Raw genomic sequence first — 13166 nt, forward strand, 5'->3', positions numbered from 1 at the left:
TTAAAAAATCGAGTATTGACCAATAATCAAGGAACCAAAAATGCCAAATTATGCGTTTCTCATCAAAGGCCGGGCTAAATCCGAAAAGAAAAGCCTGTTCTGCTGGTTTGAAAGTAAATCGGATTCCCGTGCAGAGCGGGAAATCATGAACATTCTGGAAGACGCCGACATTACCACCGGCCGCGGCGCTGATTACCAGTTACCAGTTCGTACGGACTTTCCGGTCTTCGATGATTTGCCGGCGGAATTTGCGCTCGATGACACATGGTGCGACCGGTACGAGCTGGCGGAAAACGGTAAAACGTTCTGCAAAATCGTAGTCGCGCCGCCGGCGCCGGCGGAACAGCAGGCCGTCACAACCCCCTTAAATGAGGGGACAAAACTGGAAGCGGCTCCGCGGGTTATTACCGCCAGCGACGCGAATTTCTATCAGCGCACGCTGGGCGCCTGGCTGTTCGGGGCTTTCGATACATTGACAACTGAACAGAGCAGTGAAATAGCCCGCCTGCAGATGGACATGGACGCAACGTATCCGCAAAACGTCCTGTTGGCCCTGGGCAATATCGCTCAGTTGAAACATTGTTTTCCGGAAACGATTTTTGACCTGGTTGGGGATCTTAAAAAGGTTTGGCCAGCAAACGGCAAATCACCTGAGCTCGGCCATATCCTGTCGTTTGCTGAAGAATGGATGCAGGCACATAACTACGCTATTCCCGGAGGTGATAGGCCGAATCGCCTGGACGTTACCGCAAAATGGGTTGCCAAGCAAAATCCCCAAGCCGCCGCGGCGCCAAAACTGGACCGGCCGGCCGGGTTCCCGTTCACGCTCGACTCGCTCGATATTGAGATTGCCTGCGCCCTGCTGCCGATGGATTTTGATATCCATGAGATCCCCGGGCCGATTGCGCGCCGGGCAAAAGAAATGGTGGAAAAACGGGAGGAACCCTGGCGCCAGTGGAGCCAGAAGCTGCGCCAGGTGCCCGACATCCTGACGCATTCCCGGGCAACTATCTTTTCGCTCATCCGGGATGCTAAACCCGATCTCTACCATTTCCCAACGTCACACCAGACATGGATCGATGCGCGTCTGCGCGGCGAGTTTCCCACCACCACAGAACCCAATCTCGGTGCGGATCCGTTGCTGGATAGCACTGTTTTCACCACCGCCGGGCCGGTCGCTCAGCCGGAAGTCAAAAACCTGGGCGACGGTAAGTTTTCCGTTGATTTGGAAGTGCCGGAACGCGAAGGCCCCTTCTATCTGAAAAACCCGAACACCGGGAAATGCCGCCAGATTTATAACCCGGTGAAACTGCGTGCGCTCCTCGCAAGCGGATACGTTGAGATGACTTTTAATGAATATCTTGATGTGTCGTTTGCCGGTGGCGTGGAAGAGGTAGAGCACGCTCCCAATACGGAGAACACCGGCAATGTGCAGATGGAAAAGACGGATAGTCCTGAAGTCGAAGATGGCACTCAACTGCCGGCGGGCGAAAGCGATGATGCACAGCAGGAAGCGCCGTCCCTACCCCTGATTGCGCTGGACAATCTTGAGCATCGAATTGCCTTGGTCGAACGCAAGCTGGCGTTCCTGAGCAATATCGGCATCGAGTTCCAGCGTATCGGTTTGGAGTCGCTCGAATGAAATTAATCATCCGTGACACCAAGTCACCTCTCGCCCGGCGCGCATGCCGAGCGGCATTGGCCGAACACCATGACAAGTTCGGCAATTACGGTCTGCAGAAGGTCCACACGGAATATCGCGTTGAGGTGGACGGCATGATCATAACCGTCGAAGTCGTCAATCGTTACGCCAGCTATGTGGCCACCGCGCGGAATGGATTCCGCCGGCTGCGCAACCTGCCGGGTCAAGCTTTTGTGGGGGCGATATGACAAACGTAATTAGCGAACAACGGATCTTGCCGATGGAGCCGCAACGCGACGAATACGGCTTCTGGACTCATCCGGACTTTTTTGAACCGGCTGACGGGCGCGAGTATGGCGAACTGGGGGAGTTCAATGCTTGGCTTGAGGTTAAGGGGCTGGAGTACGAGATCGACTTTTATGAACGCGATGACGGGCATGAGGACGAATTTGGCTGTGCCGACTGGCACCCTTCACCGCCCCGCGGCGACGGATGGTTTATCGGCTCGATCCATGACACCGAAGACTATCCAGTTTGCATATGGCTGCGCCACTTATGCACCTGCATGAGTTGCGGCTGCACCGATGACCATGCATGCGTCGATGAGCACGACACACCCTGTCATTGGGTAAAAGTGGATCGCGCCGCCGGCACCGGCATCTGTTCGCAATGCGCGCCGGATTGGTTGGAAAAATTGGCGGAGGATAATTAGCCATGGCTAAAAATATTCACATCGGTTTGTCGCCGCTTACCGGGACCATATTTGCCGGTACCGCAAAGCCGGTAAAAGGCAACACTAACGGCGCCATGCAGTTCACTGGTGAAAAGGTTGACGTTACTTCTCTGGCTCTTGCTGCTGTTGCCGAAAAATTGGTTAAGGAGGACCGGATTATCTCTTGGACATTAGCCGATGGCCGCACTTTGCAATTACGGGCCGATTACGTGCAAAAGGCTGAGCCGACGGTTATCCGCCGCTGCCCGCGCTGCGGATCGTCACTGGTAGCGACCGAACGCCGGCCAGATGGAAATTCAACATGCGACCAGGGTCATGTATTCCCGACGGCGAGCGCAATAGGTGGCAGCCATGGCAAAAACTAAAACGCATACCAGCGTGGTGGTGCGCAGCACTGGTAAATGCTGGGTGAAATTGAGCATGACTCCGACGACCTGGGCTGTTTCCAGCCACGAATATTATTACCGGGAAACCGGAATTCGCGGCGGTGGGATGGGCGGCCGGGCCAGGTTGTTGCTCGACAGTATCAAGCCGATCAAAAGCTGATTTCGTGAAATCAAACCTACGCAGCCGGCTACTCTATAATTTAAGGCCGGCTGCAGGAGAGCTGCTATGCCAAAGCTAATGAATTTGCAGGAATGGGCCAGCGAGGTTTATTCCACGCCGCCGTCACTCTCCACACTGCGCCGCTGGGTGCGGGAGGGCCGGATCTACCCGGCACCGGAACTGCACGGCAAAGAATATCGGCTGCTGCCTGACGCGGTGTACGTCGATATCAAGAAGAAAAAATACCAACGCATAACCGCGGGCCAAAAACGGGCGCGCTCGGCTGGCACACTATTGGAGAAACTGCAGCATGGCGAGAAGGCCACCACGTTACGACGCTAACCTGCCCCGTAATCTGACCTTTCGCAAACGAGAACACACCTATGCATGGCGCAATCCAATAACCGGTCAGGAGTATCCCCTTGGCCGGATCTCCCGCAGGGAAGCCGTTGCGCAAGCACTTGAGGCAAATAACTATCTTGACCAGAATTACATCCCGTCCAGCCTGCTTGAAAAAATAAAGGAAACACCTGACTTCACGGTCGCAAAATGGCTGGAGCGGTATTCTGTCATACTCGAGCGAAGGGAGTTAAAACCCAACACGATGAAAGTGAGAAAAAATCAGCTCATCACGATCAAAGACGAATTCGGGACCATGGCCTTGGATTTGATAACCACCAGGCACATTGCCGTTTTTCTTCAGGGCTATATTGAAAGCGGGAAGAAAAGCATGGCGGTTGGCCTGCGGGGCGTTCTTTCTGATATTTTCAGGGAGGCGATCGTTGAGGGATATATCGAGAAAAACCCAGTTGAACCCACCCGTGCGCCGGCGCCAGATGTAAAACGCGAACGTCTAACCCTCGACAGTTTCAATGCCGTCCGCAAGGCGGCCGAGTTGTCTAGCCCCTGGATTAAAAACGCCATGGATCTGGCGCTGGCCACGGCTCAGCGGCGGGAAGATATCACCCGCTTTAAGTTTTCAGATATTAAAGATGGCAGGCTATTTGTCGATCAGGAAAAAACAGGGTACATGTTGGCCATACCACTGGATCTAAAACTGGAGGCGGCCGACATGCTATTGGGGGATATCGTGGATGAATGCCGGCAGAACAACCCTTCTGACTTCCTTCTTTATTCTGACGTTCGCCGCGGCGGCCGGCGGCCGGGCCCTTTAACAGCGGATGGTTTAACACAGTCATTTTCAGATGTTAGGGATGCAAGCAGGTTCCCGTTCAGCGCGAACCCCCCTTCTTTTCACGAAATGCGGAGTCTGGCCGGGCGACTTTATGAAGTAGAATATGGGGAAGAATTTGCCCGGAAATTGCTTGGTCATAAAAACATGTCGATGACCAAAAAATATCTGGATGCCCGCGGGGCTGAGTACGTTTTCATTTAGACCGAATATAGATTTTCGGGGAAATTTCGGGGATTTTCGGGGGAAGGACAAAAATATCCTTTAAAATCAAAAAATAAAAAAAAGACCGAATACGATTCCTATATTCGGTCCAGGGAAATGGCTCTTGGATAGAGCCGTGCGCTAAAAGTTGGCATTAATGTAAGCTGTTTAATCTTACGTAACTGAGTATAGAAGTTTACGGGGGGTTTTCCATCGACAGCGTCGCATTAAGTGCCTACTTCATTCACAAAATCATAACTTTGTGATATCACGCACGATTATAATTATTAACACTAACAATTGTTATCATAGTAATCACATAGGGTATCACTCTTACTTATCGCAGAGCTGCTCAGCGCGGGCAGTGAAGGGGGCAATGCTCATCTTCCGGCCGGGTATTGCCGGGTCGTCCAAAAGAATGGTTTCGACGGGCACGGCTTTAACCTGACCGGATTGCATTTCGCTATTGGCTTTTTCATTAAGGGGATACTGCATCAGCGTGCTCATGTTCAGGGCGAATACGGAGCGATCCGCCCGACACAGGAGCTGCAGCTCTTCCTTGTCAAAAGCCCATTGTTTGCCGTATTGAAACTTGCTGATAGTCACTATTTGCGCCGCCCCTGCCGTTTGGGCAATCAGCGCAACTAAAACGAAGAGAGACTGGATTTTCATCATCAAACCTATTCTTGGTTGAAAGCCAAACGCCGGAACGGTTATCTAGGGTTCCAGTGTGGCAAATATACTCACTAAAATCAGTACCGCATTCCCCAGCACCACTTCCGCCAGTGTCAGCATCGTCAGATAATGAATACTCCTCGGATGATGGCGCGCCATCATGGGTACGATCCGATAGCGGTTGGTCACCGCCAACAGGACCATTATGGCCACCACGGCGATTTTAATCATCAACATGCGCTGATAAAGGACGGAAAGATCCAGGGGCCATTGCCCGACGATCAGGCAGCTATTGGCAATACCGGTCAATATGACCAGCGCTACCGCCCCATGGGCGCTCTGGGAAAAATGGATCAGCGCCCGCATCGCTTCCGGCCGTGTGGCCTGGCGTAGCTGCGGCAGGCACCAAAGCAGAGGCGCCAGACAGCCCAGCCACCAGGCGGCGGAAAACAGATGAATAACCTGATTGGCTCTCTGCAGCAGACCGCGCAGACCCTGGCTCATGGCGGTATGGCCGGTAAGCGCCAGGGTGACCAGCAACGCGCTCGCCGCCGCCAGCAGTAACCGCTGTCGCCAGGGACCTAAACCGGAACGCCCGATAATCAGTACGGTGGCGAGGGTGATGAAGAGATGCCAAATCCACACCATGCCGAACTCGGTGTGGATGACCGCCAGCCAGATGCTTGGGCGCAGCGTATCCGGCCACCCCTGCCCCATTTGTCCGCTCTGCAGCGCCAGGATGGCCGCCGCGGTCAGCAGGCAGAGCCACCCCAGCACGCGTACCGTGCGGGTGAAAGCGCAGCGCAGGCGCTGCCGAAGTCCCGGCGGCGCAAGATACTCGCTAAACAGGGCGATACCGAACAGTTGCATCACCGCAGCAACGTGAATAAAACGACTGGCCGAAAAACAGGCTTCCAGGATTAGCATTTATTTGACGTTAAAACGCGAGCGGCAGCGCGAAGAAAGGCAGGACAATACGTTTCATTGGCATCTACGGCTGTTCCTTATACTGAATATTAGCAATGTCGGATCAACCGACACTGTGCCGTCCAACGCGCCGTTACCGGTTTTCCGTCAGTATGCCAGAAACAAAAAAGCCCCGGCAATGTGACTCCGCTAAGCTGGACGCCAGCAGATAATAACGATTGCAAGGACTTAAGTCGAGCATACTCTAATACTGCCGCCATCTTCACCTGATAGAATCCCAACCGGCTTTAGCCGGCCGGATCGCCACCGGCGGGGGCTATCATTCAGCTTTTAGACCGGCGCGCCGGTGCTCTCGCCGCCGTTCATTTTTTTCAAATCCTGATCGATAAAGAACAGGCCGCTGCTACTGGTATTCACCAGGGACAATTTGTCCAGGATGGACTTGAACAGTTTTTCTTCTTCATGCTGTTCGGCAACATACCATTGCAGGAAGTTGAAGGTGGAATAATCCTGCTGAGTCATGGCGGCATGAGCCAGTTCGTTGATCTTGAGCGTGATCATCTGTTCGTGATCATAGGTACGCTTGAACAATTCCGCCAGGGAGGCAAAATCGGTGGGCGGCGCTTCAATGGCGCCCAGGACCGGCATGGATCCGGTGTCGTTGAGATAATCGAACAACCGCCGCATATGATCCATCTCTTCCAGGGACTGGGTCTTTAAAAAAGCGGAAGCGCCTTCGTAACCTTTATCGCTGCACCAGGCGCTCATCTGCAAATAGAGATTGGCGGAAAAGAATTCCAGATTTAATTGTTCATTCAGTTTTTTTGCCATTTCTTGTTTTAGCATGGGCGAAATTCCTGTGATTCGTTAAAAGAAAATATACTCAATCATTATGCCTACATGGTAACAATTTTTAAACCTTTAACTAACCTGTCATAAAAAATAATAAAAATACCTAATTTTATCAATACATTGAAATTATCCCTTTTTGTGAAATGTTCTTTTATGTATAAAATCCTAACTGAGATTGATTAGTATTATGATTAAGATCAAACTTTATTGAAAAATAACAGCATGCGAATTAAATCTTATTCTCATTATATCAGCTAATACAAACGATTATTATTTGTATTGTGAGGCAGCAAGTCTCCTTGCGTTTTTTTGCCGGGTACTTTATTTTTAGCAGCGACCCCATAAGCGCTTGCGGAGGAGTGATGGCGTATAATCTGGCTAAACTTGACAGCGAAACGATGGACAAGATCAACGTTGATTTGGCCGCTTCCGGGGTGGCCTTTAAAGAGCGTTATAACATGCCGGTGGTAGCCGAGCAGATTGAACGGGAGCAGCCGGAGCATTTGCGTGCTTACTTTCGTGAACGGATGGGGGAGTATCGTAAAGCCTCGCTGGGGTTTTCACGCTTGCCTTACGAACCGAAAAAATGATGCCGGATCGCAGGTCCCCTCTCGCCTCGGCGGGACGGTGGTACAGGAGCGCCGTATTGTTCGCCAACCCTTGCCGCGCGGTGCCCCGTTGAAAAACGGATGTCAGTGAACGACGTTTTTGAAGGTATCAAATAGCACGATTTGACTTGATTATCGAGGCCAACAGGCAGTTAATCATTCCTACATTTCCGATTCTTTTACAGAGAGGTAAATCATGAGTAAGGGAATGGATCGTAAGAAAGACGCAAAAAAGAAACCGCAGAAGTCACCTGAAGAAAAGCGTGCCGAAAAGCGCAACAAAAAGGTCCAGCCGGATATCGTATAAGGCAACCGAAATTAAACCCGCATCTGATGCGGGTTTTTTGTTTTTGCCGATGGGGTCATAATGGGACTTTGACTCTCGACACAGGAAAGGCCATGACATTTCGTGTCATCGATACAGAAACCTGCGGCCTCGATGGCGGCGTGGTGGAAATCGCCTCGGTGGACGTCATCGACGGAAAACTCGCCAACGCAATGAGCGACCTGGTCAATCCCGGACGGCCGATTGGCTATGAGGCCATGGCTATCCATCATATCACCGAAGATATGATTGAGGATAAGCCCCGGATCGCCAAGGTCATAGGCCGTTATCACGGCAGTCCCTATTACGTCGCCCACAATGCCGCTTTCGATCGCCGTATGCTGCCCGAAATGCACGGGCAGTGGATTTGCACGGTGAAACTGGCGCGCAAGCTCTATCCCGGATTGAAATACAGCAACCAATACCTGCGCTACGCCCTCAATTTGTCGGTTACCGTGCCTGACGGGCTCTATCCCCACCGCGCTTTGTATGACTGTTACGTCACCGCGGCGCTGCTGATGAAAATCATCAATGATTCCGGCTGGAGCGCGGAGCAAATGGCGGCAATGAGTAATGAGGTTACGCTCTTGACCACGCTGAAGTTCGGTAAATACCGGGGGCAATCCATGGAGCGCATCGCCCGGGAAGATCCGGGCTATCTTGACTGGATGTTGAAAAACCTGAAGGACCTGTCGGCAGATATGCGCTACAGCATTAATCATTTTCTTAGCGCGGCGTCGCAGGACCGGAGCATTTGACGGCAACGGCCCTGTAATGGCAGGGTTTACTCCACCAGGGAAAGAATAAAGGTGTATTCCATCGATACGCCCTCATAGCCCTTAAAGCGGCCCGATTTACCGCCATGGCCCGAGTCCATGTCGGTACAGAGCAGCAGCAGATGGTCATCGGTTTTATTGGCCCTGAGCCTGGCGACCCACTTGGCCGGTTCCCAATACTGCACCTGGGAATCATGCAGGCCGGTGGTCACCAGCAAATGCGGGTAAGCCTGGGGCTTGACCTGGTCATAAGGGCTGTATTGCTTCATGTAGTCGTAATAGGCCTTCTCTTCCGGATTGCCCCATTCATCGTATTCGCCGGTCGTGAGGGGGATGGATTCATCCAGCATGGTGGTGATGACATCAACGAACGGCACCTGCGCCACGACGCCTTTGAACAGATCAGGCGCCATGTTGATAACTGCTCCCATCAACAGTCCGCCGGCGCTGCCGCCCATGGCGAAGGCTTGTTTGGTATCGCCGTAGCCTTGCGCAAGCAGCGCGCGGCTGACATCGATAAAGTCATTAAAGGTATTCATTTTGTTGAACAACTTGCCGTCGTCATACCACTGCTGGCCGAGTTCGCCGCCGCCGCGAATGTGCGCCAGGGCAAAGACAAAGCCGCGATCCAGCAGGCTAAGACGACTGGCGCTGAAATCGGGATCCATGCTGCTGCCGTAAGATCCGTAACCATAGACCAGTAACGGATTATGGCCGGGTTTGAACAGATCCTTGCGATAGACCAGCGATACCGGAACATCAGTACCGTCCCGGGCGGCGATCCACAGCCGTTCGCTGCGATAATTTTCCGCGTCGAAATTCTTGACCTGGGACTGTTTGAGCAATTTTCGCTCGCCGGTATCCATATTCAATTCAAACAGTGTGGTGGGCGTGGTCATGGAAGAGTAGCCATAACGCAGCCATGGCGTTTGCGGGTCGGGATTGTACGCCAGCCAGGTTACGTAGGTGGGATCGTCGAATGCTATGCCCTTTTCCTCGCCGCTTTGCCAATGGATTTGGCGCAGGCTGGTGAGGCCTTGGTGGCGCTCTTCGAGGACCAGCCAGTCGCGAAACAGCGTGAAGCTCTCCAGCACCACGTCGTCCCGGGCCGGGATCAAAGTTTCCCAAAAGGATTCATCCGCGGTTTCGCTGCGATAGAGGGCGAAGTTTTTCCCCTCCCGGTTGGAGCGCAGGTAAAAATGCCCGCCGAAATGATCCAGCGAATATTCATGGTCGTGGCGGCGCGGCAGGAAGAGCTGCGGCCGGGCATGTGGGGAGTCTGCGTCCAGCAACAGGATTTCCCCGGAGGTGGTGCTGCCCAGGGCAATGATAATGTAGCGTTCAGACGTGGTTTTATGGACGCTGACGTAAAAGGAGTCGTCTTTTTCCTCATAGATAAGCTCGTCCTGCTCGGTTGCGGTTCCCACCTTGTGGCGGTAAACCTGGTAGGGCAGCAGCGTTTTTTTGTTTTTACGCACGTAGTAGAGATATTGGGAATCGTTGGTCCATTCAAAGCCTGACGACGCGTTTTCAATGACTTCCGGATACCAGGAATCCCGCGCCAGGTTTTTGAAGCGGATACCGTAAAGCCGCCGCGACAGAAAATCTTCGGCGGCGGCGACAATGGAATTGTCCGGGCTGACATCCAGCGAACCCATGGTGTAAAACTCGCTTTGCGCCGCCCGTTTGTTGCCGTCGAGCAATACCTCCCACTCGTCCTGCTGTTCGTCCAGATCCACGGACTGGCGGGTGTAGATGGCATATTCATTGCCCTCTTCATAACGGCTCTGGTAACGATAGCCGCGCCGGACATAGGGTACGGATCGATCCTGTTGCGGAATACGCTCCACCATTTCGGTAAACAGCTTATGGCGCAATTCTTCATGGCCGGTCATCATGGCCTCGCCATAGGTATTTTCTTTGGCCAGGTAATCGAGCACCGCCGGGTCTTCACGCTTATCATCACGCAGCCAGTAATAATCATCCACGCGGGTATCACCGTGCATGGTGAGGCGGTGCGGTCTTTTATCGGCTATTGGTGGAAAAATCATACATACCCTTACTTAAATTCTGCATAAGAAACAGAGTGGCACGAATATTCCAGGATGCCAAGCGGTGCCGGGCCACAAGTGATGCGTCGGGGAAAACAATGACCGGGGAGCTTGCGGATGCACCTCAATGAAACAGGCATTCGGCGGTATTCAGTTTATACCCCCATACTTCGAGTTGCAGGCGCGTTAGCGTTCCTGCAACTCGAATTATTTAGGGTATATTGAGACAATTATGGGGAAAAATATTAACTCATTTACTCAAGGTATAGCTGATTACGCCTTTCTGGCAGTCAAGGGTAACCCCGTAGCTGCGATCGGCGGTTTGTCCGCGGATTTTCAACGGCGCCTGCCAACTGTCGCCGGTGCCCGTCACCTCTTCCGGATTGATCCAGGCCACCATGGTGTCGCCTAAAGCCTGTTTATCATCGGCAAAACGTGGGAACCGGTTTTGGGTGTAATCCTGCTGGATTAATTCCGCTACTTGCGTCGCATTCAAATCCGGGCAAGGCGCTACGGCGAAGGTTTGCACCGGCGGATTCTTGGCAGCTGTTTTGGCCTGTTCCGCCGCGGTGGTTTTGGCCGCGTTGGATTTATCGCCGGTAGCCTTTTTCACCGGAGCCGGTTTGGCGGGCGCGGGTTTGGCCGGTGCCGGTTTAGCCGGTGCGGAAGAATTATTGGCCGGCGCCGGCGGTTGGGCGGGTACAGCGTTAGCCGGTGCGGAAGGCTGAGCCGGCGCAGTATCGGTCGGGGCCGGAGGCGGTACCGGCGAGGTATCGGCCGGCGCTGGAACGGCGTTGGCCGGGGGCGATGGCTGCGCGGGAGCGGCGGCGGACGGCGTCTGGGGTGTCGCGGCCGCAGGGGCGCTGTTTTGCCCCGTCGCCGGTGGCTGGGGGGTGGCGTTATCGGTAGCGTTCGGCGTCGCCTGGGTTTGGGCGGAGGGTGATTGCGCCGCAGAGCCGGCGTCGGACGATGACTGGGCGGCGGGTTCCGCCGTACCTGACTGAGTCTGATCGGCCGCCGTCGCCAGAGGGGACAAGATCAGTCCCAGCACCAATGCCCCCAACAGACCGGGTCCCGTTTTATGCATAGATCCTCCACATGTACTGTTTATCCGTATTCAGGGTATTAGATGATAATAGCCTGTTAAAATTCGCTTGAGAAAGGGATTTATAGTTACCGAAGCAAAAGATAACACTTTAACCGTTTGGCTTAACCATTGATACAAAGGGATTTACCGGCATGCTACCTGGTCCTGCTGCATAGGCAAACGATTTCGTTTATACTGCGCGCAATTTTTATCAGGTCAGGGGGAAAAAATGGTAACTATCGGAACGGCTTTACGTCCCGGCGCAACCAAAGTCATGCTGTTGGGTTCCGGCGAGCTTGGCAAGGAAGTGGCCATTGAGTGTCAGCGGCTGGGGGTAGAGGTGATTGCCGTCGATCGGTATGCCGATGCGCCTGCGATGCATGTGGCCCATCGTTCCCATGTCATCAATATGCTGGACGGTGACGCGCTTCGCGCGCTCATCGAGCGGGAACAGCCGGATTTTATCGTGCCGGAAATCGAAGCCATCGCCACCGATATGCTGGTAACCCTTGAACAGCTCGGTCATCGTGTCGTCCCCTGCGCCCGCGCCACCCGGCTGACCATGAACCGCGAAGGCATACGCCGCCTGGCGGCGGAAACGCTGGCATTGCCCACTTCGCCCTATTGTTTCGCCCAGGATCCCGCGGAGCTTTTACAGGCGGTGGCGACTATCGGCTTTCCGCTTATTATCAAGCCGGTAATGAGCTCATCCGGCAAGGGACAAAGCCTGGTAAGGGATGCCGATACCTTGGACGCCGCCTGGAATTATGCCCAGCTCGGCGGTCGGGCCGGCGGCGGCAAGGTGATTGTGGAGGGGCTGGTGCAGTTCGATTTTGAAATTACCGTGCTGACCATCAGCGCCGTGGACGGCATTCACTTTTGCGAACCCATCGGCCACCGTCAAGAGGACGGGGATTATCGGGAATCCTGGCAGCCGCAGGCCATGAGTCCATTGGCCTGGCAGCGGGCGCGGGATATCGCGCAAAAAGTGGTGACGTCCCTCGGCGGCTTTGGCCTGTTCGGCGTTGAGCTGTTTGTGCGCGGCGACGAGGTGATTTTCAGCGAAGTCTCACCCCGACCGCACGATACCGGCATGGTCACCCTGATATCACAGGATTTATCCGAGTTCGCCCTGCATGTACGGGCTTTTCTGGGATTGCCGGTGGGCGGCGTTAGGCAATACGGTCCGGCGGCCTCGGCGGTGATTCTGCCGGAGCTGGAGAGTGATAACCTGACGTTCAGCGGCCTGGAGCAGGCGCTGTCGGCCGGAGTACAAATCAGGCTGTTCGCCAAGCCCGCCATCAGCGGCAAACGCCGTCTGGGCGTGACTCTGGCCATGGCGGATACGGTGGAAGACGCCGTGAGCGCGGCTAAAGCAGCGGCGGCGGCGATTAACGTGCAGGGGAAGTGAAGCAAAGGCCCCAATGCAGGGGCCTTTGAGCTTGTTGACAAGGTGCCCGGTCGAGACAGGCTACCAGATCGTAAACACGCCGTGAACCCGTCCCTGGGGGCTCGATCCGCGCCATCCCTGGCGCGGACGGTTTACTC

The 13166-nt window shown here is 54.1% G+C and carries 15 protein-coding genes; 10 read left to right on the plus strand and 5 right to left on the minus strand.

The genetic code is table 11. The features are described 5' to 3' along the window. Positions 1–40 precede the first annotated feature (40 nt). The 7 genes from ACL2XJ_RS23730 (at position 41) to ACL2XJ_RS23760 (ending at position 4317) form a co-directional block, all read left to right on the plus strand. Complete coding sequence (locus ACL2XJ_RS23730; protein ID WP_413724707.1) at positions 41–1642, plus strand: RecE family exodeoxyribonuclease; 1602 nt, start codon at positions 41–43, stop codon at positions 1640–1642. Continuing rightward, on the plus strand, positions 1639–1890 hold the full coding sequence (locus ACL2XJ_RS23735) for a DUF4060 family protein (protein ID WP_413724708.1): 252 nt from the start codon (positions 1639–1641) through the stop codon (positions 1888–1890). The genes ACL2XJ_RS23730 and ACL2XJ_RS23735 overlap by 4 nt, the downstream gene beginning before the upstream one ends. Then, positions 1887–2354, plus strand: a complete 468-nt coding sequence (locus ACL2XJ_RS23740) for a hypothetical protein (protein ID WP_413724709.1) — start codon at positions 1887–1889, stop codon at positions 2352–2354. Before ACL2XJ_RS23735 ends, ACL2XJ_RS23740 begins: the two co-directional genes overlap by 4 nt. Before the next feature lie 2 nt (positions 2355–2356). After that, on the plus strand, positions 2357–2740 hold the full coding sequence (locus ACL2XJ_RS23745) for a hypothetical protein (RefSeq protein ID WP_413724710.1): 384 nt from the start codon (positions 2357–2359) through the stop codon (positions 2738–2740). Further along, complete coding sequence (locus ACL2XJ_RS23750; RefSeq protein WP_413724711.1) at positions 2727–2921, plus strand: hypothetical protein; 195 nt, start codon at positions 2727–2729, stop codon at positions 2919–2921. Before ACL2XJ_RS23745 ends, ACL2XJ_RS23750 begins: the two co-directional genes overlap by 14 nt. A 66-nt stretch (positions 2922–2987) precedes the next feature. Beyond that, positions 2988–3263 carry an excisionase gene (locus ACL2XJ_RS23755; protein ID WP_413724712.1) on the plus strand — a complete coding sequence of 92 codons (276 nt, stop codon included), beginning with the start codon at positions 2988–2990 and terminating at the stop codon, positions 3261–3263. Further along, complete coding sequence (locus tag ACL2XJ_RS23760; protein WP_413724713.1) at positions 3232–4317, plus strand: tyrosine-type recombinase/integrase; 1086 nt, start codon at positions 3232–3234, stop codon at positions 4315–4317. Before ACL2XJ_RS23755 ends, ACL2XJ_RS23760 begins: the two co-directional genes overlap by 32 nt. A gap of 333 nt (positions 4318–4650) precedes the next feature. On the opposite strand, the gene ACL2XJ_RS23765 is transcribed toward ACL2XJ_RS23760, so the two are convergent. The 3 genes from ACL2XJ_RS23765 to ftnA form a co-directional block, all read right to left on the minus strand. Further along, a complete protein-coding gene (locus ACL2XJ_RS23765; RefSeq protein ID WP_203521210.1) occupies positions 4651–4992 on the minus strand; it encodes a YebY family protein in 342 nt (113 codons plus the stop codon). Positions 4993–5034: 42 nt separating this feature from the next. Then, positions 5035–5919: a copper homeostasis membrane protein CopD gene (copD, locus tag ACL2XJ_RS23770; RefSeq protein ID WP_132921293.1), complete on the minus strand. Its 885-nt coding sequence runs from the start codon at positions 5917–5919 to the stop codon at positions 5035–5037. A 330-nt stretch (positions 5920–6249) separates the two neighbouring features. Beyond that, positions 6250–6765, minus strand: coding sequence for a non-heme ferritin (gene ftnA, locus ACL2XJ_RS23775; protein WP_413724714.1), 516 nt, complete (start codon positions 6763–6765; stop codon positions 6250–6252). A gap of 368 nt (positions 6766–7133) precedes the next feature. Between ftnA and ACL2XJ_RS23780 the strand changes: the two genes are divergently transcribed. Both ACL2XJ_RS23780 and exoX read left to right on the plus strand, forming a co-directional pair. Further along, a complete protein-coding gene (locus tag ACL2XJ_RS23780; RefSeq protein ID WP_203521207.1) occupies positions 7134–7361 on the plus strand; it encodes a DNA polymerase III subunit theta in 228 nt (75 codons plus the stop codon). A 417-nt stretch (positions 7362–7778) separates the two neighbouring features. Beyond that, complete coding sequence (exoX, locus tag ACL2XJ_RS23785) at positions 7779–8462, plus strand: exodeoxyribonuclease X (RefSeq protein WP_132921290.1); 684 nt, start codon at positions 7779–7781, stop codon at positions 8460–8462. Positions 8463–8488: 26 nt separating this feature from the next. Here the strand turns inward: exoX and ACL2XJ_RS23790 are convergent, their stop codons facing one another. Together ACL2XJ_RS23790 and ACL2XJ_RS23795 are read right to left on the minus strand one after the other, a co-directional pair. Then, entirely contained in the window at positions 8489–10531 is a 2043-nt protein-coding gene (locus tag ACL2XJ_RS23790) for a S9 family peptidase (RefSeq protein ID WP_413724715.1), read from the minus strand. A gap of 250 nt (positions 10532–10781) precedes the next feature. Then, positions 10782–11618: a YebF family protein gene (locus ACL2XJ_RS23795; protein ID WP_413724716.1), complete on the minus strand. Its 837-nt coding sequence runs from the start codon at positions 11616–11618 to the stop codon at positions 10782–10784. Positions 11619–11847: 229 nt separating this feature from the next. On the opposite strand from ACL2XJ_RS23795, the gene purT reads away from it, so the two are divergent. Beyond that, positions 11848–13029: a formate-dependent phosphoribosylglycinamide formyltransferase gene (purT, locus tag ACL2XJ_RS23800; RefSeq protein ID WP_413724717.1), complete on the plus strand. Its 1182-nt coding sequence runs from the start codon at positions 11848–11850 to the stop codon at positions 13027–13029. The last annotated feature ends 137 nt before the right edge of the window (positions 13030–13166 follow it).

Origin of the sequence: Sodalis sp. RH16 (assembly GCF_047324245.1) — a bacterium.
Classification (GTDB): Bacteria; Pseudomonadota; Gammaproteobacteria; order Enterobacterales; family Enterobacteriaceae; genus Acerihabitans; species Acerihabitans ligni.